Genomic DNA, 22,752 nt, shown 5'->3' on the forward strand with positions numbered 1-22,752 from the left:
CTTCAAAATAAGGCATGGAGCGTCCCGGACGAGGGGGACGCGAGGAATATCGCGGGCTTGAGCGGGGTGCGAACATGACTTCCGGCACGACGTCATCAGCGGCAGCGTCCGCTCCTTTGCGATCTCGCGGACCGCTCCGGGAGAAGGCGTCCATGGCCGTTCCGCTGTCCGCGATGCTGGCGGCGCTGAAGGCTGCAGGCGAGGAAACGCGCCTGCGCATTCTTGCGCTGCTGGCCGAGGGCGAGCTGAACGTCTCCGATCTGACGGACATTCTGGCGCAATCCCAGCCGCGCATATCGCGCCATCTCAAGCTGCTGACGGAAGCCGGGCTGATCGAGCGCCAACGCGAGGGTGCGTGGGCCTTCTTCCGGCTGGCGGACCAGAACGCCGGCGCCATGGTGGTGCGCGATCTCGTCGCGCGCCTGCATCGCGGGGACTCCCGGCTGCAGGCCGACAGGCAGCGGCTCGATGCCGTGCGCGAGGCGCGGGCACAGGCGGCGCAGGTGCATTTCTCGCGTCTCGCGGGGCATTGGGACGAGATGCGCGCCCTCCACGTTCCGGAGGATGCCGTCGAAGCCGCCATCCGCGAGATGATCGGCGAGCAACCATTCCGCGCCGTGCTCGATCTCGGCACCGGCACCGGCCGCATGCTGCAGCTTCTGGGCGAGCGGGCGGCGAGGGCCGTCGGCCTCGACGCCAGCCATGCCATGCTGACCGTCGCGCGCGCCAATCTGGAGCAGGCGGGCCTGTCCCATGTCCAGCTCCGGCAGGGCGATATCCACGCGCTGCCTGTCGAGCGCCATTCCTTCGATCTCGTGCTCATTCATCAGGTGTTGCACTTCCTCGACGATCCGGCGCGCGCCATCCGCGAGGCGGCCGGGGCTTTGTCGCCGGGAGGGCGGTTGCTGATCGTGGATTTCGCCGCCCACGAGCTTGAGTTCCTGCGGGAGAAGCACGCCCACCGTAGGCTCGGCTTTTCCCATGAGCAGATGTCCGGCTGGCTGGAGGAGGCGGAACTCGACCTCATCGGCTATCGCGACCTGACGCCTGCCGAGCCCGGCCGGGGCGATCTGCTGACCGTCTCGCTGTATCTCGCCCGCGACCGGCGCGTCGTTACCGACGTTTCAGAATATTCTTCCATATCCGCAGTTGCTTGACGGGAGTTTTTGATATGACGCTTCATGAATCCCGTCCCGGGTTCCGACCAGGCTTCCGGCCGAGCCGCGACGGCACGCGCCCGGTGCGCGTCTCGCTGGAGTTCTTTCCGCCGAAAACGCCGGCGATGGAAGAGACGCTCTGGGCCTCGATCAAGCGGCTGGAGCCGCTGCGTCCCGCTTTCGTCTCGGTGACCTACGGCGCGGGGGGCTCAACGCGCGAGCGCACGCACGCCACCGTCCGGCGCATCGTGGAGGAGACGGCGCTGCGCCCGGCCGCGCATCTCACCTGCGTCTCCGCGACGAAGGCGGAGGTGGACGACGTCATCCGCTCCTATGCCGAGGCGGGCGTGCATCACATCGTGGCGCTGCGCGGCGATCCGGCCGGCGGCATCGGCACGCCGTATGCGCCGCATCCGGAAGGCTACGTCTCGACGCCCGCGCTGATCGCGGGCATCCGCCAGATCGGCGATTTCGAGATCAGCGTTTCCGCCTATCCGGAAAAACACCCGGAGAGCGCGAGCATCGATGTCGATATCGATGTGCTGCGGCAGAAGGTCGAGGCGGGCGCGGCGCGCGCGATCACCCAGTTCTTCTTCGATAACGATGTGTACTTCCGCTATCTCGACAAGGTGCGCGCGGCGGGCATCGATATCCCCGTGGTGCCAGGCATCCTGCCGGTGCAGAATTTCCGCCAGACGGCGGCCTTCGCCGCCCGCGCGGGGGCGAGCGTGCCGGCCTGGCTCGCGCAGCGCTTCGACGGCCTCGACGACGACGCGGAGACGCGCCGCCTGATCGCGGCGGCGGTGGCCGCCGAACAGGTGTTCGATCTGGTGGACCGCGGCGTCACCGATATCCATTTCTATACGATGAACCGCGCCGATCTCGTCTATGCGATCTGCCATCTGCTGGGCCTGCGCCCGTTGGCCGGGCAGGCGCAAGCAGCCGCCTGACGCGGTTTCAGCGCCGCCCGGTGCGGCGGAGAGAGGATGAGTTGAGAATGAGTACATCGCCGGTTGTTGACGGAGCCGAGGTCCGCAGGGCGCTGACGGCTGCCGCGCGGGAGCGCATCCTGATCCTCGACGGCGCCATGGGCACCATGGTGCAGGGCCTGAAGCTGACAGAGGCCGACTTCCGCGGCGAGCGCTTCCGGGACCATGGACAGGACCTGAAGGGCAACAACGACATCCTCGTGCTCACGAAGCCGGACGCCATCCGCGACATCCACCTGCAATATTTCCTGGCCGGCGCGGATATCGTCGAGACGAACACCTTCTCCGGCACCTCGATCGCGCAGGCCGACTACGGGCTGGAATCGGCGGTGTTCGACATCAACTTCGAGGGCGCGCGGCTGGCCCGGGAGGCCGCCACCATCGCGCGGGAGAAAGACGGCCGCCGGCGTTTCGTGGCGGGCGCCATCGGCCCGACGAACCGCACGCTGTCGATCTCGCCGGATGTCAACGATCCCGGCTATCGCGCTGTAACCTTTGACGAAGTGCGCGGCGCCTATGCCGAGCAGACGCGCGGGCTGATCGCGGGCGGCGCGGACGTCATCCTGATCGAGACCATTTTCGACACGCTGAACGCCAAGGCCGCCGTCATCGCCGCCGAACAGGTGTTCGCGGAAACCGGCGTGCGGCTGCCGATCATGATTTCCGGCACGATCACGGACCTCTCCGGACGAACCCTGTCCGGGCAGACGCCGACGGCCTTCTGGTATTCGCTGCGCCACGCAGACCCGTTCTCCATCGGCCTCAACTGCGCGCTCGGCGCGCGGGAGATGCGCGCGCATATACAGGAGCTGGGGCAGGCGGCGGACACTTTCGTCTGCGCCTATCCGAACGCCGGGCTGCCGAACGAGTTCGGCCTCTATGACGAAAGCCCGGAAGCGATGGCGAAGCTCATCGGCGAGTTCGCCGGAGCCGGGCTCGTCAACATCGTCGGCGGCTGCTGCGGCACGACGCCCGACCATATCCGCGCCATTGCCGAGACGGTGGCGGACAAGGCGCCGCGCAAGCCGGCGACGCAACCGCCGCTGCTGCGCCTCTCGGGCCTCGAACCATTCACGCTGACGCCCGACATTCCCTTCGTCAACGTCGGCGAGCGCACCAACGTGACCGGCTCCGCGCGCTTCCGCAAGCTCATCACGGCCGGCGACTACGCAGCGGCGCTGGACGTGGCACGCGATCAGGTCGCGAACGGCGCGCAGGTCATCGACATCAACATGGACGAAGGCCTGCTCGACAGTGAGAAGGCGATGACGACCTTCCTCAATCTGGTGGCGTCCGAGCCCGACATCGCCCGCGTGCCGATCATGGTCGATTCCTCGAAGTTCAGCGTCATAGAGGCTGGGCTGAAGTGCCTGCAGGGCAGGGGAATCGTCAACTCCATCTCGCTCAAGGAGGGCGAGGAAAAGTTCCTGCACGAAGCGCGCATCGTGCGTGCCTATGGCGCGGCGGTCGTGGTCATGGCGTTCGATGAGACGGGGCAGGCGGATACGCAGGCGCGCAAGGTCGAGATATGCACACGCGCCTACAAGTTGCTGACGGAGGAGGCGGGCTTTCCGCCGGAGGACATTGTCTTCGATCCCAACATCTTCGCCGTCGCGACCGGCATCGAGGAGCACGACAACTACGGCGTCGATTTCATCGAGGCGACCCGCCGCATCCGCCAGACCCTGCCGCATGCGCACATCTCAGGCGGCGTTTCCAACCTGTCGTTCTCGTTCCGCGGCAACGAGCCGGTGCGCGAGGCGATGCACGCCGTTTTCCTCTACCACGCCATCCAGGCTGGCATGGACATGGGCATTGTCAACGCCGGGCAGCTTTCCGTCTATGACGAGATCGACCCCGCGCTGCGCGAGGCGTGCGAGGACGTGATCCGGAACCGGCGCAAGGACGGCACCGAGCGGCTGCTGGCGCTTGCCGAGGATTTCAGGGGCAAGGGCAAGCAGGCGCGCGAGGCGGACCTGACGTGGCGCACCTGGGAAGTCGGCAAGCGTCTCGAACACGCGCTCGTCAACGGCATCACCGAATATATCGAGGACGATGTCGACCAGGCCCGCCTTGCCGCGAAGCGCCCGCTGCACGTCATCGAGGGGCCGCTGATGGCGGGCATGAATGTGGTCGGCGACCTGTTCGGCGCCGGCAAGATGTTCCTGCCGCAGGTGGTGAAATCCGCCCGCGTGATGAAGCAGGCCGTGGCCTATCTCATGCCCTTCATGGAAAAGGAGAAGCAGGAGACGGGCCTCTCCCAGCTGTCTTCCGCCGGCAAGGTGCTGATGGCGACCGTGAAGGGCGACGTGCACGACATCGGCAAGAACATCGTCGGCGTCGTGCTGGCGTGCAACAATTACGAGATCATCGATCTCGGCGTCATGGTGCCGGCACAGAAGATACTCGACACGGCGCGCGCCGAGAAGGTCGATATCATCGGCCTCTCCGGCCTCATCACGCCCTCGCTCGACGAGATGGCGCATGTGGCGGCGGAGCTGGAGCGCGAGGGCTTCGACGTCCCGCTGCTCATCGGCGGCGCCACCACGAGCCGGGTGCATACGGCGGTGAAAATCCACCCCAACTACGCGCGCGGGCAGGCGATCCACGTCAACGACGCCAGCCGCGCCGTGGGCGTGGTGTCGTCGCTGCTCTCGCCGGACCTGCGCGACGGCTATATCGCCGGCGTCCGCGAGGACTACGCGAAGGCCGCCGCCGCCCATGCGCGCGCCGAGGCCGACAAGAAGCGCGTGCCGATCGAGAAGGCGAGGGCGAACCATTTCGCCGTCGACTGGGCGAACTACACGCCGCCCAGACCTGCATTCCTCGGCACGCGCACCTTCAGCAGCTACGACGTGGGCGAACTCGCGCGCTACATCGACTGGACGCCGTTCTTCCAGTCATGGGAGCTGCGCGGGCGCTTCCCGGATATCCTCGCCGACGAAACGCAGGGCCCGGTGGCGCGCCAACTCTATACGGAAGCTCAGGAGATGCTGAAGCGGATCGTCGACGAGCGCTGGTTCACGCCCAAGGCCGTCATAGGCTTCTGGCCGGCGAATGCGGTGGGCGACGATATCGCGCTCTATACGGGCGAAAGCCGTCAGGAGCGGATCGCGACCTTATATACCCTGCGCCAGCAGCTCGCCCGGCGCGACGGCAAGCCGAACGTGGCGTTGTCCGATTTCGTCGCGCCCGAGGGCAGCGGCAAGGCCGACTACATTGGCGGTTTTGTGGTGACCTCCGGCCTCGCCGAGGAGCGAATTGCCAAACGCTTCGAGCACGCCAACGACGACTATGCCTCCATCCTGGTCAAGGCGCTCGCCGACAGGCTGGCGGAAGCCTTCGCGGAGCGGATGCACCAGCGCGTGCGGCGCGAATTCTGGGGCTACGCACCCGACGAGCGCGAGGACGATTACGAGGCGTTGCTGCGCGAGGACTATCGGGGCATCCGCCCGGCGCCGGGCTATCCGGCCCAGCCCGACCACACCGAGAAGGCGACGCTGTTCGACCTGTTGAAGGCGGAAGAGCGCATCGGCGTGAAGCTCACCGAGAGCTACGCGATGTGGCCGGGATCGTCGGTTTCGGGGCTCTACCTGTCGCATCCTCAAGCGTTCTACTTCGGCGTCGCCAAGGTGGAGCGCGATCAGGTGGAAGATTATGCACTGCGCAAGGGCATGGACGTGGCCGAGGTCGAGCGCTGGCTCGGCCCGATCCTCAACTACGATCCCGCGGCCTATGCCCGCGTGGCGGCGGAGTGATCCTGCCCGTCGCCGCGCGCCATCCCGCACGCGGCGACGACCCGCAGGCCGGGGGCGTGGCAGTCATGGCATAAATCCCAAGATAAATAATATCGTTATATTCTTCACGCATAGAGTGCAGGCATGACGCTCGCGCACCTGCTGTTGCTGACGATCAAGGTCAGCATCCTCTTTCTCGTCTTCACGATCGGTCTTTCCGCCAGACGGGAGGATGCGATATACCTTGTGCAGCATCGCGCGCTTTTCCTGCGCTCGATCCTCGCCATGAACGTCATCATGGTTGTCGTCGCCGCAGCGATCGCCGCGCTGTTCCATCTGCCGCGGCCGGTCAGCATCGCGCTGGTGGCGCTGGCGGTCTCGCCGGTGCCACCCATCCTTGCCAACAAGCAGCGCGGGGCGGGCGGCTCGGCCACCTATACCATCGGCCTGCTGGTCGCGGCCTCGCTCATGGCGATCGTTCTGGCACCGCTCGCCGTGAGACTCGTCGGCGCGGCATTCGGACACGATACGGGCATATCGGCGCTCAAGATAGGCTTCATAGAACTCACGTCCGTCATCGCGCCGCTGGCAGCCGGCATTGCTGTGCGGCACTACGCGCCGGCCTTCGCGGACCGGATTGCCCGGCCTGTTTCAGCTGCAGCGATGGCGCTGCTCGTCGCCGCATGCCTGCCGGTGCTGTTCGTGGCATGGCCGGCTATATGGGCGATGGTGGGCAACGGCGTCGCCGTCGCGCTGGCGGCCTTCACGCTGATCGGCCTTCTGGTCGGCCACCAGCTCGGTGGTCCGGAGCCGAAGGACCGCACCGTGCTGGCGCTGGCGACCGGAACGCGCCATCCGGGAATCGCCATGGCAATCGCCAGCGTCAATTTCCCCGACGAAAGAGCCGCGCTCGCCGTCGTTCTCTACCATCTGGTCATCGGCACGCTGGTGTCGATTCCTTATATCAAATGGCGACGTCGTGTAGCTGGCGCCACGCAGGAGGTGTGACGCGGCTACACGGATAGATGAATCGCGTAAGCAGGATTATGGAACCTGAACAAGGCCCGATGTGCGGCAATACCTGAACCTGCAGGCCGCCGGCAACCGGCCAAGAAATGCCGGCATGCCGACAGATACCGCGATCAGAACGGAATATCGTCGTCGAGGTCCGTGGAATAGTTCCCGGACTGGCCGCCTCCGTAGCTGCCGCTGCCCGATGTCTGCGACCTGTCGCTGACGGCCGGGCGCGACGGCTCCGCGCCGGCGAAGCTGCCGCCGCCATACCCGCCGGCGCCTTCCTCACCGCCGCCACGGCTGTCGAGAATCGTCAGTTCGCCCCGGAAGCGCTGCAGCACCACCTCGGTCGTGTAGCGCTCCTGGCCGTCCTTGTCCTGATACTTGCGCGTCTGCAGCTGACCTTCCACATAGACCTTGGTGCCCTTGCGCAGGTACTGTTCGACGATACGCACGAGATTCTCGTTGAAGATCACGACATTATGCCATTCCGTCCGCTCGCGGCGCTCGCCGGTCCCCTTGTCGCGCCAGGTCTCGGACGTGGCGATGCGCAGGCTCGCGACCGGCTCTCCCGAATTGAGGCGCCGAATCTCCGGATCGCGCCCGAGATTGCCGACGAGAATGACCTTGTTCACGCTGCCTGCCATACCGATGTCCTCCTGCTGCGGGTGCCGTTGGCAAACCCGGACAATACGCGAATCCGCCGGTGCCACCAATCCGCACGCCCGGCCCCGAAGCGCTTATGCCCGGAAAACGCCGCCAATCGAACCCACCCGTCCCGCAAAGAAAATTGTTCTTGAAATGTTCCTAATGCAGTGCAAAAGTGAATGCAAGACCGATTTTCGACAAACGCACAACACCGGGCATCGGATGCCGCTATGATCGCCTTGCGCATGACGACTTTTCCTGACCGTATTCCGGCGTGCCTTTTTCTGCAACCGGCTGGTGACTGATGGCCTCTCTTGACGACCTTTTCGATGGCTCGACGCCGCTGCCGGCGGGCCCCCGCCACGTGATCAGCATTCGCGGCGCGCGCGAGCACAACCTGAAGAACGTCGACCTGACGATCCCGCGCGACAGGCTCGTGGTGTTCACGGGCCTGTCGGGATCCGGCAAATCATCGCTGGCCTTCGACACGATTTATGCCGAGGGGCAGCGCCGCTATGTCGAATCGCTGTCCGCCTACGCTCGCCAGTTCCTGGAGATGATGCAGAAGCCGGACGTCGACCAGATCGACGGCCTGTCGCCGGCCATCTCCATCGAGCAGAAGACGACTTCGCGCAACCCGCGCTCCACCGTCGGCACGGTGACGGAGATCTACGATTACATGCGCCTGCTTTGGGCGCGCGTCGGCGTGCCCTATTCGCCGGCGACGGGCCTGCCGATCGAGAGCCAGACGGTCAGCCAGATGGTCGACCGGGTGCTCGCCCTGCCGGAGAAGACGCGCTTCTATCTGCTTGCCCCCGTAGTGCGCGGGCGCAAGGGCGAGTACCGCAAGGAACTCGCCGAGTTCCTGAAACGCGGCTTCCAGCGTGTGAAGATCGACGGCGTCTTCCACGAGATCGCGGACGCGCCATCGCTCGACAAGAAGCTGAAGCATGACATCGACGTCGTGGTCGACCGGCTGGTCGTGCGCGCCGATATGGCGTCGCGCCTGTCGGAATCGCTAGAGACCGCGCTCGATCTGGCGGACGGCATCGCCGTCATCGAATTCGCCGACGAAACGGACGAATCGGGCGCGCCGCGCCGGCTGATTCTGTCATCGAAATTCGCCTGCCCCGTCTCCGGCTTCACGATTCCGGAGATCGAGCCGCGGCTGTTCTCATTCAACAACCCCTATGGCGCCTGCCCGGTCTGCGACGGGCTCGGCCGCGAGATGCACGTCTCGCCCACGCTGGTGGTGCCGGACGAGGGCCGCACGCTGCGCGACGGCGCGGTGGCGCCTTGGGCGAAATCGACCTCGCCTTATTACGCCCAGACGCTCGACGCGCTCTCCGCTCACTTCGGCGAGGGCATGGCGACGAAGTGGTCGGAGCTGTCGGAGGGCCTGCGCAATGCCATTCTCTACGGTACCGGGCGCGAGAAGGTGCGCATCCTCTATGCGGACGGCAGCCGCAGCTATGAGGTCAACAAGCCGTTCGAGGGTGTCATACCCAATCTCGAACGACGCTGGAAGGAGACGGACAGCGAGTGGGCGCGGGAGGACATCGCGCGCTTCATGTCCGAGACGCCCTGCGCCGCCTGCAACGGCTTCCGCCTCAAGCCCGAGGCGCTGGCCGTGAAGATCGCGGGGAAACATATCGGCGAGGTGTCGCAACTGTCGGTCAGCGACGCGCGCGGCTGGTTCGAGGCGGCGCCGGCGACGCTGACCGAGCAGCAGAACGCGATCGCCTACCGCATCCTGAAGGAAATCCGCGAGCGGCTCACCTTCCTGCTCGATGTGGGGTTGGAGTACCTCACGCTGGCGCGCGCCTCCGGCACGCTGTCGGGCGGCGAGAGCCAGCGCATCAGGCTTGCGTCCCAGATCGGATCGGGCCTCACCGGCGTGCTCTATGTGTTGGACGAGCCATCCATCGGCCTGCACCAGCGCGACAACGAGCGGCTGCTGCAGACGCTGAAGCGCCTTCGGGATCTCGGCAACACCGTGATCGTGGTCGAGCACGACGAGGACGCCATCCTGCAGGCGGATTATGTCGTCGACGTCGGGCCCGGCGCGGGTGTCCACGGCGGGCGCATCGTGGCGCAGGGCACGCCCGGGGAGCTGCTGAAATCCCCCGATTCGCTGACGGCCAGGTATCTGACCGGCGAACTCTCGGTGCCGGTGCCCGCCAAACGCCGCAAGCCGCAGAAAAGCCGCATGCTGACGCTCAGGGGCGCGCGGGGCAACAACCTCAAGAACGTCACCGCCGCGTTTCCGCTCGGCACCTTCACCTGCGTCACCGGCGTGTCGGGCGGCGGCAAGTCCACCCTCGTCATCGACACGCTCTACCAGGCGGCGGCGCGGCATCTGAATGGCGCTGTGGCCCACCCTGCCCCGTTCGACGCACTTGACGGGCTGGAGCAGCTCGACAAGGTGATCGACATCGATCAGTCGCCCATCGGCCGCACGCCGCGCTCGAATCCGGCCACCTATACGGGCGCGTTCACGCCGATCCGCGAATGGTTTGCCGGTCTGCCGGAGGCGAAGGCGCGCGGCTACCAGCCGGGGAGGTTCTCGTTCAACGTCAAGGGCGGGCGCTGCGAGGCCTGCCAGGGCGACGGCGTCATCAAGATCGAGATGCACTTCCTGCCCGATGTCTACGTCACCTGCGACGTTTGCAAGGGCAAGCGCTACGAACGCGAGACGCTGGAGGTGAAATACCGCGACCACTCGATTGCCGACGTGCTCGACATGACGGTCGACGAGGGGCTGGAGCTGTTCAAGGCCGTGCCGGCCATCCGCGACCGCCTGCAGACGCTGTCGCGCGTCGGGCTCGGCTATGTGAAGGTAGGCCAGCCCGCGACGACGCTGTCCGGCGGCGAGGCGCAGCGGGTCAAGCTCTCCAAGGAGCTGTCGAAACGCGCCACCGGCCGCACACTCTATATCCTCGACGAGCCGACCACCGGCCTGCATTTCCATGACGTCGCCAAGCTGCTCGAAGTGCTGCACGAACTCGTCGAGCAGGGCAACACCGTCGTGGTGATCGAGCATAACCTCGAAGTCATCAAGACGGCGGACTGGATCATAGACATGGGGCCCGAGGGCGGCGATGGCGGCGGGCGGATCGTCGCGCAGGGCACGCCGGAGACGATCGCCGCAGACGAGAAGAGCCATACGGGCCATTTCCTGCGGGAAGTGCTGGCCCGCCGACCTCTTCGCAAGCGCACACAAGCGGCGGAATGACGAGAGCGCAATGCTTACACATGAAACCATTTATCTTTTTGCCCCAATTGTGGGCAAATCGTGAAGAAACTGCCTTCTAGCCATGCATTGAATGCCTGACTGATCTTCCAAATGCCCTCTCCCTCAGCATGCGCTGGTGACGTATATTGCATCGCAACAGTGCAGGAGATTAATCCCTCCGCATCGCTGCATCAGGAGAGTGTGATGATCGTTTCTTATATTCTGTCCAAAATCCGCGCTTGGCGTCTGTACCGTGAGACCATTCGCGAGCTTTCTCAGCTCTCGGATCGCGAGCTGAACGACGTTGGTCTGTCCCGCTGGGAAATCCCGTACGTCGCCAAGAAGTATTCCAATGCGTGACTGTGGCACGCATTGGCGTGACACCGGCACCGTGAAGGCCTCGATAGAACGCCCGTCCTGTTAGCAGGCGGGCGTTCTTGTTTGGGCGCTTGCGGTAAGCCGCGGCGAGGACGTTAACCTCGCTTGACGCTTGCCCCCATAAGCGACACATAGACCGGATGACGAATCCGGTTCACATAATAGGGGGAGGGCTCGCGGGCAGCGAGGCTGCCTGGCAGGTCGCCTCCCAGGGCGTGCCCGTCGTGCTGCACGAGATGCGCCCCGACAACAGTTCCCCCGCCCACAAGACAGACGGGCTGGCCGAACTGGTCTGCTCCAATTCCTTCCGCTCGGACGATGCCGGCACCAACGCTGTCGGACTGTTGCATCAGGAGATGCGGGCGCTCGGCTCGCTGATCATGGCGCATGCGGATGCCCATCAGGTGCCGGCGGGTGGCGCGCTCGCCGTGGACCGCGAGGGCTTCTCGCAGTCGGTGACAGCAGCCATCGGCGCGCATCCGCTCATCACCGTCGTGCGGGAGGAGGTGAAGGACCTGCCGCCCGAGGACTGGGGGCAGACGATCATCGCCACCGGCCCCCTCACCTCGCAGGCGCTGGCGGACGCGGTGCAGGGAGCCACCGGCGAAGGCGCGCTCGCCTTCTTCGATGCCATCGCGCCCATCGTCCATGCGGATACGATCAACCGCGACATCGTCTGGGCGCAATCGCGCTACGACAAGGCGGGGCCGGGCGGCACGGGCGCCGATTACCTCAACTGCCCGATGACGCAGGAACAGTACGAAGCATTCGTCGACGCGCTGCTGGCCGGCGAGAAGACGGACTTCCGGGAATTCGAAAAAAACACGCCCTATTTCAACGCCTGCCTGCCCATCGAGGTGATGGCGGAACGCGGGCGCGAGACATTGCGCTTCGGCCCGATGAAGCCGGTGGGCCTGACCAATCCCAACAATCCTCTCGTCAAGCCCTACGCCATTGTGCAGTTGCGGCAGGATAACGCTTCCGCGACGCTCTACAACATCGTCGGCTTTCAGACGAAACTGAAGTACGGCGAGCAGACGCGCATCCTGCGCATGATTCCCGGCCTCGAAAACGCCGAGTTTGCACGGCTGGGCGGCCTGCACCGCAACACCTTCATCAACTCCCCCCGCCTGCTCGACAGGACGCTGCGGCTGCAAGCGCGGCCACGCCTGCGCTTCGCCGGACAGATCACCGGCTGCGAGGGCTATGTGGAAAGTGCGGCGGTGGGCCTCATGGCCGGACGCTTCGCCGCAGCCGAGGAGACGGGGGCGAGCCTGCCCCTTCCGCCCCGGACGACGGCGATCGGCGCGCTGCTCGACTACATCACCGGTGGCCATGTCTCCGTCGATGCGGACGACGACGGCGCGGAGGGTGAGGCCGTATCGAAACCCTCCTCGTTTCAACCGATGAACGTGAACTTCGGCCTGTTTCCGCCGCTCACCGAGGCGCTGCGCTCGGAGGACGGCAAGCGGCTGCGGGGATCGGCCAAGGCACTCGCCCGCAAGCAGGCGCTGACGACGCGGGCGCGGCGGGACCTCGCGTCGTGGCTGGCTACCCTATCGGCCCCAGCGCCCGGCTGTCCGCCAGAAGGCCCATAGCCGACGCCATTGCGGCAGATCGATGATGGAGCGCGACGGCGTGTAGCCGCGCTGCTCCATGCGCGCGAGATAAGCCGGAACGGTAGCCGCCGCCAGAAAGGCCGCCCGGGCCTCCGGCGCCACATCAGCCATGGCCGTCTCGGCCTTGGTGAAATGATCGCGAGCAACCGCCCGCAGGTCGGCGAGCGCCCGTGACAGACCCGGGCCATCGGCGGCGCCCGTCGTCAGGCTTTCGCGGCTCACGCCGTGCCGTTCCAGAACGTCGGCGGGCAGGTAGACCTGCCCCCGCCGCAAATGCCACGGCAGGGCGCGCAGCAGGCCGGTCATCGCATGGGCGACGCCCGCATGCCCGGCGGCGTCCGCGCCGCCCGGATCGCGGCCATCGGCCAGCACGATGCTCGCCAGCCGGAACAGGGCGGACGATGTCTCCCCGCAATATCCCTCCAGATCGGCGAGCGAAGGCATCGGGTCATCGTAGAGATCGAAGACGCGCGCGTCGATCAGGTCGTGGAATGCCTGCACAGGAAGCGAAAAGCGGGTGATGGTGGCGATCAAAGCTTCGCTCACCGGGTCGCCCTGCGCGCCGCTTTGTGCGGCGTCAATCACATCCCGCCACCATTGCAGGCGGATTTCGCCCGGAAGGGGCGCACTGACCGATTCGCGCACGCACGCGACCGCATGGTTGAAGGCATAGAGCGCTTGGAGATAGGGCCGCTTGTCCGCCGGTGCGAAGAGGCTCGCCCAGTAACGGTCCGGTTCGTGCTCGCGCACGATGGTTTCGCAATGGGAGAAGGCAGACACGGAAACGGTCGGCGCCATCGTGCGCTCCAAAGCAATTTCAGCAAACGGTGACTGCACCCTTGCAACGACACGCGGACACGACCGGGAGATTACTCCACGACGATCAGGACAGCCGCCACGCGCCGGTCTTCCGCCAGCAGGACGTTGTAGGTGCTGATCGCCGCCCCGGTCTGCATGGTCTCGAATCGCACGCCTGCCTCCGAAAGGAACTGCCGCAGACCGGCAGGCAGCAGCTGCATGTTGCGCCCCGTGCCGATGAGCAGCAGTTCGACCCCCTCGCCTTCCGCCGCGACCTGCGCCAGCTGCACCGTGGACAGATCGGCGACTGAGGCCGCTTCGATGGCAACGACGCCGGACGGCAACAGCAGCAGCGATCCCCGGTGCGACATGCCGGCGAATCGGAAGCCGCCATTGCCGTAGGCCGTCACGGGATGCTGCCCTGGCAGGAAACCCTCGTAGCGTGCCTCCGGCTTCGACATCAGGGCGTCTGCTCCGCTGCGTCCGCCCGCGTCGCCGCCTGTGCCGACTCGGCCGGGCGCGAGCGCAAGCCGAGATAGATCAGGATGGGCGATGACACGAACACCGCCGAGTATGTGCAGATCACCACGCCGAACAGCATGACCTCCGCGAAGCCGCGAATCGCCTCACCCCCGAACAGCACGAGCGCCAGCACGGCGAGGAAGGTCGTCGTGGCGGTCATCGCGGTGCGTGACATGGTGGTGTTGACGGAAACGTCGAGCAGCTCCTCGACCGATATGCTCTTGTAACGGCGCATCAGTTCGCGCGTGCGGTCGAACACCACCACCGTCTCGTTGAGCGAATAACCGACGATGGTCAGGATCGCGGCGATCGACGTCATGTTGAATTCGGACTGCGTGACGACGAAGAAGCCGACCGTGAGAATGATATCGTGGATGGTGCCGATGATGGCGCCGATCGCGAGCTGCAGCTCGAACCGGAACCACAGGTAGGCCATCACCGCGCCGATCGCCAGTACGATGCCGAGCGTGCCCGAGCGCACCAGTTCGCCCGACACGCGCGGCCCCACCGTCTCCACGCGGCGGAACTCGTAATCCGCCTCGAAGGTCGCGCGCGCCTGCTGCACGACGTTGCTCTGTGCGCCCTCGCCGCCTTCCTGGATGGGGAAACGCAGCGACACACCGCCCTGCGTGCCGAATTCCTGCACCTCGACGCCGCCGAAGCCGAGCCCCTCCGCCGTCTGCCGGATGGCGCCCGCATCGGCCTTGCCGGACTTGGCCTGCATCTCGATCAGCGTGCCGCCCTTGAAATCGATGCCGAAATTGAGGCCGACAGTCATGCCGAGAACGACCGTCATAACGACCAGCAGCGCCGACAGCGGCAGCGTGATGCGCCGGAAGCGGACGAAGCCGAAACGGGTGTCATCGGGGTAGATGCGAAGCAGGCGCACTCTCGTCTCTCCTCAGCGGGCGGCCCGCGCGGGGCGGCGCCAACCCTTCACTTCAATACGTTCGAACGGCAGTCTTCAGAACGGCAGTCTCTTGGGCCGTGCCAGCCGGTACCACAGCGCCACCATCATCCGCGTCATGGTGACGGCGGTGATGACCGTCGTCAGGATGCCGAGGATGAAGACCACGGCGAAGCCGCGCACGGGCCCGGACCCTAGGAAGAACAGGATCAGCGCCGCGATCAGCATGGTGGAGTTCGAATCGATGATCGTCGCGAAAGCGCGGTTGAAGCCGGCTTCCAGCGCCGTGATCAGCGAGCGCCCTGCCCGCGATTCCTCGCGCATGCGCTCGTATATGAGCACGTTCGAGTCCACCGCCGTGCCGATGGTCAGCACGATGCCCGCGATGCCAGGCAGCGTCAGCGTCGCGCCGAGCAGCGACATCAGCGCGAAGATGAACACGACGTGGACAACGAGCGCGATGTTGGCGATCAGTCCGAAAAGGCCATATGTCGCGAACATGAACAGCACGACGAACACCGTGGAGACCGCCACCGCCGCCTTGCCGGCCTCGATGGAGTCCTGTCCCAGGCCGGGGCCGACCGTGCGCTCCTCCACGATGGTGAGCTTGGCGGGCAGCGCGCCGGCGCGCAGCAGGATGGCGAGGTTGTTGGCCTGCTCCACCGTGAAGCTGCCGGAGATCATGCCCGAACCGCCGGTGATCGGCGTCTGGATGCGGGGAGCGGAGATCACCTCGTTGTCGAGCACGATAGCCATCAGGCGGCCCACGTTCTCCGTCGTCGCCTGTCCGAAGCGCTGCGCGCCACGCATGTTGAAGCGGAAATTGACGATGGGCCGGCCGGTCTGCGAGTCGAACGATGGCTGCGCGTCGACGAGGTCGGCGCCGTCAACCGCCTGCTGGCGCTCCACCGGGAAGGTCTGGCCGGGGATCTCCTGCGAGGGAATGTTCTCCACGTCGCCGGAGCCCGTCTCCGACACGAAGCGGAATTCGAGCTTGGCCGTGCGGCCGAGGATTTCCTTCAGCCTCTGCGGGTCCTGCAGGCCCGGCACCTGCACCTGCACGCGATCCGCGCCCTCGCGCTGGATGTTGGGTTCGGTGGTGCCAAGTGCATCCACGCGCCGGCGCAGCACCTCGATCGCCTGATCGACGGCGCGGCGCACCCGATCGTTGATGCCGGCATCGGACAGCGTCAGGCGGATGAGGCCGTCGGCGTCCGCAGTGATGTCAATCGTGGAAGCGCCCGCCTGCCCCAGCAGCGGATTGCCGATGGGCTGCGACAATTCGCGCAGCCGCGGCAGCACCTTGTTACGCGCCTCGCCGTCGGGAATGCGAATCTGCACGCCGCGCGGCTGCACGACGATACCGCCCTGCGCCGTCACCCGCTCGTCCCGCAGGATGGCGCGCACGTCGTCGCGCAGCAGGTTGAGCTGCGTACGCAGCAGATCGTTCGTATCGACCTCCAGCACGACATGCGAACCGCCTTGCAGGTCGAGGCCGAGCACGATGCCCTGATGCGGCACCAGCGCGCGCGGTATCCACGACGGCACGGACGCGATGAAGGCGTCACGCTGGGCGGGGGTGAACAGGCTGGGCGCGGCGAAAAGAAAGCCGAGCATGGTAAGCACGAGAACGGCAACGACCTTGCCGGTCGAATAACGGAGCATTGTCGGGCGGCCTTCCTGATGCCGGGCGGATAGCCGTACGCCGATCCGCGCGCAGGGCCAATCTTGTTTTCCTGTCGGGCATCGGGCCGATCCGGAAGCCGGTTTCCGCCTCGCGGTCCGATGCGCCAGTGTCCTCTGTCCGGCGGTCGCGGCGCCGGAGAATACGGGCGATTACGTCGCTGCGCCGCCGGTTACTTGCCGGCGTCGTTGGCGGCCTCGCCCTTCACCGGTTCGCCCTTCGCGCGGACGTCCGCGAGGGTCGAGCGCACGATGCGGGCCTTCACGCCGTCGGCGATTTCCGCCTCCAGCTCGTTGTCGTCGATGACCCGCGTCACCTTGGCGATGAAGCCGCCGGAGGTCACGATGGTATCGCCGCGCCGCACACCCTTCACCATCTCCTGATGCGCCTTGGCGCGCTTCTGCTGCGGGCGCAGGATCAGGAACCACATCACCACGAAGATGAGGATGAAGGGGATGAACTGGATAATGATGCTGCTCCCGGTGGGAGCGGCGGTCGTGCCCTGGGCAAAGGCCATCGAAATCAAGGGTCATCCTCCAGACAGAAAGAACGCGCCAATCCGGTATGGATATGGAGTCGGAAAGTTGCGGGGACTATAACCATCGCGCAAGCGAAATCAAACGCCTCAAATCGGCTTTCGGAGTCGCGGGGCGAAAACATCGAAGGGTGAATGTCCATGACGGATGAGCGTTCGGGCGGCGACGCAGGTGCGGCGGCTGCCATGCAACTGGGCGAGGCGCTTTTCAGGGAAATCAGGCGTCTTGCCGAGGCGGTCGAACGGCTGGCGCCACCGGCCTCCCCCGCGCCGGACATCGCCGCCGCCGACGCCTTCGTATGGCAGCCGCCGGGCACGCTCGTTCCCGTGCCGCGCGTGAACCGGGTGGAAATCGGCCTGCTGCGTGGCATCGACCGGCTGCGCGACACCCTGGCCGAGAACACAGAACGCTTCGCCGGAGGGCTGCCCGCCAACAACGCGCTGCTGTGGGGGGCGCGCGGCATGGGCAAGTCCTCGCTCGTGAAGGCGGTGCATGCGCAAATCAATGCCGCGCGTGCCTCGGCAGGCGCCCTGCCGCTCAAACTTGTGGAAATTCACCGAGAGGATATCGAAAGCCTTCCCGGTTTGATGGCGATCCTGCGCGCGGACGCGCATCGCTTCATCGTGTTCTGCGACGACCTGTCGTTCGACGCAGACGACACCTCCTACAAGTCGCTGAAGGCCGTGCTGGAGGGCGGCATCGAGGGGCGGCCGACGAATGTCGTGTTCTATGCCACCTCGAACCGACGGCATCTGCTGCCGCGCGACATGATGGACAACGAGCGCGCCACCGCCATCAACCCCGGCGAAGCCATCGAGGAGAAGGTCTCGCTATCCGACCGCTTCGGCCTTTGGCTCGGGTTCCACAAGTGCAGCCAGGACGAATATCTCGACATGGTCTATGGCTACGCGGAACGTTTCGGCCTCGATCTGCCGCGCGAGAAGCTGCGGGCCGACGCACTCGAATGGTCGACAACGCGCGGCGCGCGCTCCGGGCGCACGGCGTGGCAGTATGTGACGGACCTCGCCGGGCGGCTCGGCGTGCCCATCGACGCCTGATCCAACAGGCAAGGGCCGCGCTTGCGTGCGGCCCTTGCCTGTTTTCCGTGGTCCGGGTGAGATCACAAGCCCGCGAGGTGCGGCACGGGATCGACCGGCTTGGAACCCTTGCGCAACTCGAAATGAAGCTGGGGCGAGGTGACATTGCCGGTCTGGCCGGACTTGGCGATGGTCTGGCCACGCGACACCTTGTCGCCGCGCTTGACATTCAGCTCGCCGTTGTTGGCGTAGGCGCTCACCCAGCCGTTGTCGTGGCGGATCAGCACCAGGTTGCCGTAGCCTTTCAGCTCGCTGCCGGCATAGGCGACGACGCCGCCCTCCGCTGCCTTCACTGCCGTGCCTTCCGGTACGGCGATGTTGATGCCCTCGTTGCCGCTGCCGAAGCCGTTGATGACGCGCCCACGGGCCGGCCAGCGGAAGCCGGCGCTGTCCTCGGCCGCAGCCTTCGCCGCGACTTCCGGCTGCCTGTCTTCCGCAACCGGCTTTGCCTGTGCGGGCGCCGGCGTCACGGCTGCGACCGGCTTCTGCTCAACGACCTTCGGAGCCGCGACGGCCTTGGGCACCACCGCCGCCACGGCAGCCTTGGGAGTTGCAGCCGGCGTCGCGACCGGAGGCAACGCAGCGACGACCTGGCGCGCGGGCGGAGATGCCGGCGCGGCCGTGCTGACCTTCGCGATCCGGGCAGCCTGATCGTTCAGCGAGCCTTCGGCCCGCGCCACGGGCTTCGCGACGGCGTGCGACACGTTGCTGACGGCGCCGGCAGCCTTCGTCGCCGTGTGCGTCGCCGCCTGCTGCACGGGAGCGGCCGCCGAGGTGACTGTCGATCTCACGCTGCCGGCCGCCGCATTCACGCTGCTGGCGGCAGCAGTTGCGGTTGCGGCCGGGGCGGCTCCGCCGCCGGCGTTGTACACGGGAATGACCAGTCGCTGGCCGGGCGCGATCTGATTGGCGCCGGAAAGGCCGTTCGCGGCGAGGATGGCGGCCGTCGGCACGTTGTAACGCCCCGACAGGGTGGCGAGCGTATCGCCGGTGCCGACATAGACCTGCGACCCGCCCTGCGCCGTCCAGCCCCTGGCGGTGCCGCCCACGGCCTCGACGCGGCTCGCCGCCTGCTGCGCGGCGGCGTTCACCGGCGCGCTGTAGTTCGGCTGCGGGGAAGCCTGCCGGACGGGAACCGGCGGATCAAGCGGCGCCGACTGCACGGGCATCGACGGCGAGTAGCCGATGCTGCCCGTCGTCGTGTTGTCGGCCCGCGCATTACTGAATGGATTGGCAAACGGGTTGTCCCCGAACCGCAAGGTATCGGAACTGCATGCCGCGACGGCGCTCGCCAGCAATCCTGCCACGGCAAGACGTTGGATGGACCCCGCATGAACCACCGGCAGCAACGTTTTTTCGCTCTCAGGCATTGCCCCCACCTAACCCGTACCCGTGAATCTCGATGGGTCAATAAGATCGGATTCTGGTTAAACAAGCGTTGCCAAACCGGTGTTCGGGGGAAATTGATTCACCTTGAATGACGATTTCCGGTGCAGTGTCGTGACACAGCCTTGCTGCCATGTTCCGCGCAGCAGGCGCAACCCTCACAGCACGCGCGCGACGCCATGCGCCAGCGGCGGCAAGCGGACGGGGCCAAGGATTTCCTGCGTGAACTCCGGCCCTTCCTCCAGCAGTTGCTGCCCGCCGGCTCCGGGCTCCGCCGGAGCGGCTTCCGGCAGCGCGCGGCGGGTCACGCGCACGAGTCGCGACTCGCCTCCGATAACCTGCGCGCCGACCAGCACACCGCCGGGGTTGAGGCTCGCGAGCAGCGGCGCGGGAAACTCGCTGGCGATAGTGCCGTTCAGCAGGATGCGGTCAAGGCGCTGCCCGGCGACGTCAGCCGCGGACAGGCCGTCGCCAGGCAGGACGAGCGCGTTGGCAAGCCCGATGGTCGCGAGTCTCTCCGTCGCCGCGAGCGCAAGGGTGCGGTAACGCTCCACCGAGATCACCTGCGCCCCCAGCCGGGCGAGCACCGCCGTCACATAGCCCGAGCCGGTGCCGACCTCGAAAATCCTGTGCCGGGGCGCGACTTTCAACGCCATCACCATGGTGGCGATGATGCCCGGCGCCGTCATCGTCTGGCCACACGGCAGCGGCAGCGATATATCGGCCCGCGCCAGATCGCTGAAACGGCGCGGCGCGAAAAGTGGGCGCGGCGCCATCTCCATGGCCCGCAGCAGGGCGGTGTCACGGATGCCGCGCTCCCGCAGCGCGAGCAGGAAGGCAACCGTTTCTTCCGCTGTACGATCCGGCTGGTGCGAATCCGCCTGGGACATGTGCGCAGCCGGCTATCCACGAAGCCCGTGGAACAGGCCGGCGTAGCGCGTCATGGTCGGCTCGTGGGTAAAGTCGATCTGCAGGGGCGTGACCGAGATGCGGTTGTTGCGGACCGCCCACAAATCCGTGCCGTCGACGGGCTCATGCGGATTGCGCGCGCCCATCAGCCAGTAATACGGCTTGTTGCGGCCGTCCAGCCGCTCCTCGACCTTCAGCAGCGCGAGGTTGCGCCGCCCCTGCGCCGTGACCGCGATGCCGGCGACCTGCTCGGGCGCGCAGCTCGGGAAGTTCACGTTGACCAGAATGCCCGGCTCGATCCCGGCCTTCACCACGCGGCGGACAACCTCGCCCGCATGGGTGGCGCTGCAGTCCCAATTGGCGTCACCGCGCCCGCCGGGACCGTACACCTGCGACAGGGCAATGGAGGGAATGCCGAGGATGGCTCCCTCCATCGCGCCGGCCACCGTGCCGGAATAGATGACGTCCTCGGCGACGTTCTGGCCGATGTTGATGCCGGACAGCACCAGGTCTGGCAGCACATCCTTGAAGAGATGACGCACGGCCATGATGACGCAGTCGGTGGGCGTGCCGGATACGGCGAACCGTTGCCCGCCCAGATCGCGCAGCCGCAGCGGATCGTGTAGCGACAGCGAATGCGATACGCCGCTCTGATCGGTCTCGGGCGCGACGACCCATACATCGTCGGACAGCTCGGCCGCCACCCGCGCCAGTATGGCGATTCCCTCGGCGTTGATTCCGTCGTCGTTGGTCACGAGAATGCGCATGGCCCGCTCCTTGCCGCCCAGACTTCCATTTCAGCTCAGGAAACGGCCTCGATCCGCTCGATGCCGCCCATGTAGGAGCGCAATGCATCCGGCACCGTGACCGACCCGTCGCCATTCTGCCACGTTTCCATGACGGCGATGAGCGCGCGGCCGACCGCCGTGCCCGATCCGTTGAGCGTATGCACGAAGCGGGCGCCCTTGCCGAACGTCTTCTCGTCGTCGGGCCGGTAGCGGGCGTTCATGCGGCGCGCCTGAAAATCACCGCAGACCGAACAGCTCGAAATCTCACGGTACGCCTGCTGGCCCGGCAGCCAGACCTCGATGTCGTAAGTCTTCTGCGAGGCAAAGCCCATGTCGCCGGTGCACAGCGTCACCACGCGGTAATGCAGGTCCAGCGCCTTCAGCACGGCCTCCGCGCAGGACAGCAGCCGCTCGTGCTCATCGCGCGATGTTTCGGGCGTGGTGATCGAGACGAGTTCCACCTTGGTGAACTGATGCTGGCGCAGCATGCCGCGCGTGTCGCGTCCCGCCGCACCAGCCTCACGCCGGAAGCAGGGAGTAAGCGCCGCGAAGCGCAGCGGCAGCTCGCCCTCCGGCAGGATGATCTCGCGCACGAGATTCGTCAGCGGCACCTCGGCGGTGGGGATGAGCCACTTGTCGTCGGAGACGGCGAACTGATCGTCGCGGAACTTCGGCAATTGCGCCGTGCCGAACATCGTGTCGTCATGCACCAGCAGCGGCGGATTCACTTCCGTGTAGCCGTGGTGTTGCGTGTGGATGTCAAGCATGAACTGGCCGATGGCGCGCTCCAGCCGGGCGAGGTGCCCCTTGAGCACGACGAAGCGCGATCCGGACAGCTTCGCCGCCGTCTCGAAGTCCATCTGCCGCAGGTCCTCGCCGAGTTCGAAGTGCTGGCGTGGCGCGAAATCGAACTCCCGGCGCGTACCGAAGACGTGATGCACGACATTGGCGCTTTCGTCCGGACCATCCGGCACCTCGGCGAGCGGCGTGTTCGGCAGGGCTGCGAGAACCTCATCCAGTTCCGCGATGGCGGCCTTCTGGGCCTCTTCCGCCTCCTGCATGGCTTCCTTGAGGGAGGCGACCTCGGCCATCAGCGCCTGCGCCCGCTCCTCGTCCCGGGCGGCCTTGGCCTGACCGACCTCCTTCGACAGCGCGTTGCGCTTCTCCTGAAGCACCTGCAGCGAGGCGATGGCGGACTTGCGCCGTTCGTCGATCGCAACGATGGATTGCGCCACCGCCGGCAGCCCCCGCCGCCCCAGCGCCGCATCGAAGCCTTCGGAGTTATCGCGAATGATACGGATGTCGTGCATGACGTTCCCGAACGGCGGCGCGGGCGCACCGCCTCTCC

The 22,752-nt window shown here is 66.3% G+C and carries 18 protein-coding genes; 8 read left to right on the plus strand and 10 right to left on the minus strand.

Annotated elements, in window-relative coordinates; genetic code table 11:
• Window positions 1-152: 152 nt before the first annotated feature.
• The 4 genes from ACFFJ7_RS12265 (at window position 153) to ACFFJ7_RS12280 (ending at window position 6,891) form a co-directional block, all read left to right on the plus strand.
• Complete coding sequence (locus ACFFJ7_RS12265; protein WP_377592647.1) at window positions 153-1,157, plus strand: ArsR/SmtB family transcription factor; 1,005 nt, start codon at window positions 153-155, stop codon at window positions 1,155-1,157.
• Window positions 1,158-1,171: 14 nt separating this feature from the next.
• Window positions 1,172-2,107 carry a methylenetetrahydrofolate reductase [NAD(P)H] gene (metF, locus tag ACFFJ7_RS12270; protein ID WP_377592650.1) on the plus strand — a complete coding sequence of 312 codons (936 nt, stop codon included), beginning with the start codon at window positions 1,172-1,174 and terminating at the stop codon, window positions 2,105-2,107.
• A 47-nt stretch (window positions 2,108-2,154) separates the two neighbouring features.
• Window positions 2,155-5,904: a methionine synthase gene (gene metH, locus ACFFJ7_RS12275; RefSeq protein WP_377592651.1), complete on the plus strand. Its 3,750-nt coding sequence runs from the start codon at window positions 2,155-2,157 to the stop codon at window positions 5,902-5,904.
• 123 nt (window positions 5,905-6,027) lie between these two features.
• Entirely contained in the window at window positions 6,028-6,891 is an 864-nt protein-coding gene (locus tag ACFFJ7_RS12280) for a bile acid:sodium symporter family protein (RefSeq protein WP_377592654.1), read from the plus strand.
• A 134-nt stretch (window positions 6,892-7,025) separates the two neighbouring features.
• Here the strand turns inward: ACFFJ7_RS12280 and ssb are convergent, their stop codons facing one another.
• Window positions 7,026-7,544, minus strand: a complete 519-nt coding sequence (gene ssb, locus ACFFJ7_RS12285) for a single-stranded DNA-binding protein (RefSeq protein ID WP_166950786.1) — start codon at window positions 7,542-7,544, stop codon at window positions 7,026-7,028.
• A 305-nt stretch (window positions 7,545-7,849) separates the two neighbouring features.
• Between ssb and uvrA the strand changes: the two genes are divergently transcribed.
• The 3 genes from uvrA (at window position 7,850) to trmFO (ending at window position 12,756) form a co-directional block, all read left to right on the plus strand.
• Window positions 7,850-10,780, plus strand: a complete 2,931-nt coding sequence (gene uvrA, locus ACFFJ7_RS12290) for an excinuclease ABC subunit UvrA (RefSeq protein WP_377592657.1) — start codon at window positions 7,850-7,852, stop codon at window positions 10,778-10,780.
• Between the two features lie 204 nt (window positions 10,781-10,984).
• The gene (locus tag ACFFJ7_RS12295; RefSeq protein ID WP_166950783.1) at window positions 10,985-11,140 is read left to right on the plus strand and encodes a DUF1127 domain-containing protein; all 156 of its coding nucleotides are present in this window, start codon (window positions 10,985-10,987) and stop codon (window positions 11,138-11,140) included.
• A gap of 158 nt (window positions 11,141-11,298) precedes the next feature.
• Window positions 11,299-12,756 (plus strand): methylenetetrahydrofolate--tRNA-(uracil(54)-C(5))-methyltransferase (FADH(2)-oxidizing) TrmFO, encoded by a 1,458-nt coding sequence (trmFO, locus tag ACFFJ7_RS12300; protein WP_377592659.1) that lies wholly within the window; start codon window positions 11,299-11,301, stop codon window positions 12,754-12,756.
• Here trmFO and ACFFJ7_RS12305 read toward each other — a convergent pair.
• The 5 genes from ACFFJ7_RS12305 to yajC all read right to left on the minus strand — a co-directional run bounded on the left by ACFFJ7_RS12305 (window position 12,715) and on the right by yajC (window position 17,205).
• On the minus strand, window positions 12,715-13,575 hold the full coding sequence (locus ACFFJ7_RS12305) for a phytoene/squalene synthase family protein (protein ID WP_377592661.1): 861 nt from the start codon (window positions 13,573-13,575) through the stop codon (window positions 12,715-12,717). The genes trmFO and ACFFJ7_RS12305 overlap by 42 nt on opposite strands.
• Window positions 13,576-13,646: 71 nt before the next feature.
• Complete coding sequence (locus ACFFJ7_RS12310) at window positions 13,647-14,036, minus strand: Mth938-like domain-containing protein (protein ID WP_377592663.1); 390 nt, start codon at window positions 14,034-14,036, stop codon at window positions 13,647-13,649.
• Complete coding sequence (gene secF, locus ACFFJ7_RS12315) at window positions 14,036-14,986, minus strand: protein translocase subunit SecF (RefSeq protein WP_166950775.1); 951 nt, start codon at window positions 14,984-14,986, stop codon at window positions 14,036-14,038. The genes ACFFJ7_RS12310 and secF overlap by 1 nt, the downstream gene beginning before the upstream one ends.
• A 75-nt stretch (window positions 14,987-15,061) precedes the next feature.
• Window positions 15,062-16,669: a protein translocase subunit SecD gene (gene secD / locus ACFFJ7_RS12320; protein WP_166950773.1), complete on the minus strand. Its 1,608-nt coding sequence runs from the start codon at window positions 16,667-16,669 to the stop codon at window positions 15,062-15,064.
• A gap of 191 nt (window positions 16,670-16,860) precedes the next feature.
• Window positions 16,861-17,205, minus strand: a complete 345-nt coding sequence (yajC, locus tag ACFFJ7_RS12325) for a preprotein translocase subunit YajC (RefSeq protein ID WP_377592666.1) — start codon at window positions 17,203-17,205, stop codon at window positions 16,861-16,863.
• Window positions 17,206-17,409: 204 nt separating this feature from the next.
• Here yajC and ACFFJ7_RS12330 point away from each other — a divergent pair, with 204 nt between their 5' ends.
• Complete coding sequence (locus ACFFJ7_RS12330) at window positions 17,410-18,282, plus strand: ATP-binding protein (protein ID WP_377593026.1); 873 nt, start codon at window positions 17,410-17,412, stop codon at window positions 18,280-18,282.
• 62 nt (window positions 18,283-18,344) lie between these two features.
• Here the strand turns inward: ACFFJ7_RS12330 and ACFFJ7_RS12335 are convergent, their stop codons facing one another.
• The 4 genes from ACFFJ7_RS12335 to serS form a co-directional block, all read right to left on the minus strand.
• Entirely contained in the window at window positions 18,345-19,691 is a 1,347-nt protein-coding gene (locus ACFFJ7_RS12335) for a peptidoglycan DD-metalloendopeptidase family protein (RefSeq protein ID WP_377592668.1), read from the minus strand.
• Window positions 19,692-19,865: 174 nt separating this feature from the next.
• The gene (locus ACFFJ7_RS12340; protein WP_377592670.1) at window positions 19,866-20,597 is read right to left on the minus strand and encodes a protein-L-isoaspartate O-methyltransferase family protein; all 732 of its coding nucleotides are present in this window, start codon (window positions 20,595-20,597) and stop codon (window positions 19,866-19,868) included.
• Window positions 20,598-20,609: 12 nt separating this feature from the next.
• Window positions 20,610-21,383, minus strand: coding sequence for a 5'/3'-nucleotidase SurE (gene surE / locus ACFFJ7_RS12345; RefSeq protein ID WP_166950763.1), 774 nt, complete (start codon window positions 21,381-21,383; stop codon window positions 20,610-20,612).
• 35 nt (window positions 21,384-21,418) lie between these two features.
• A complete protein-coding gene (gene serS / locus ACFFJ7_RS12350; protein ID WP_377592672.1) occupies window positions 21,419-22,714 on the minus strand; it encodes a serine--tRNA ligase in 1,296 nt (431 codons plus the stop codon).
• Window positions 22,715-22,752: the final 38 nt, after the last annotated feature.

Source organism: Pseudochelatococcus lubricantis (genome assembly GCF_042432495.1).
In the GTDB taxonomy this organism is placed as follows: domain Bacteria; phylum Pseudomonadota; class Alphaproteobacteria; order Rhizobiales; family Beijerinckiaceae; genus Pseudochelatococcus; species Pseudochelatococcus lubricantis.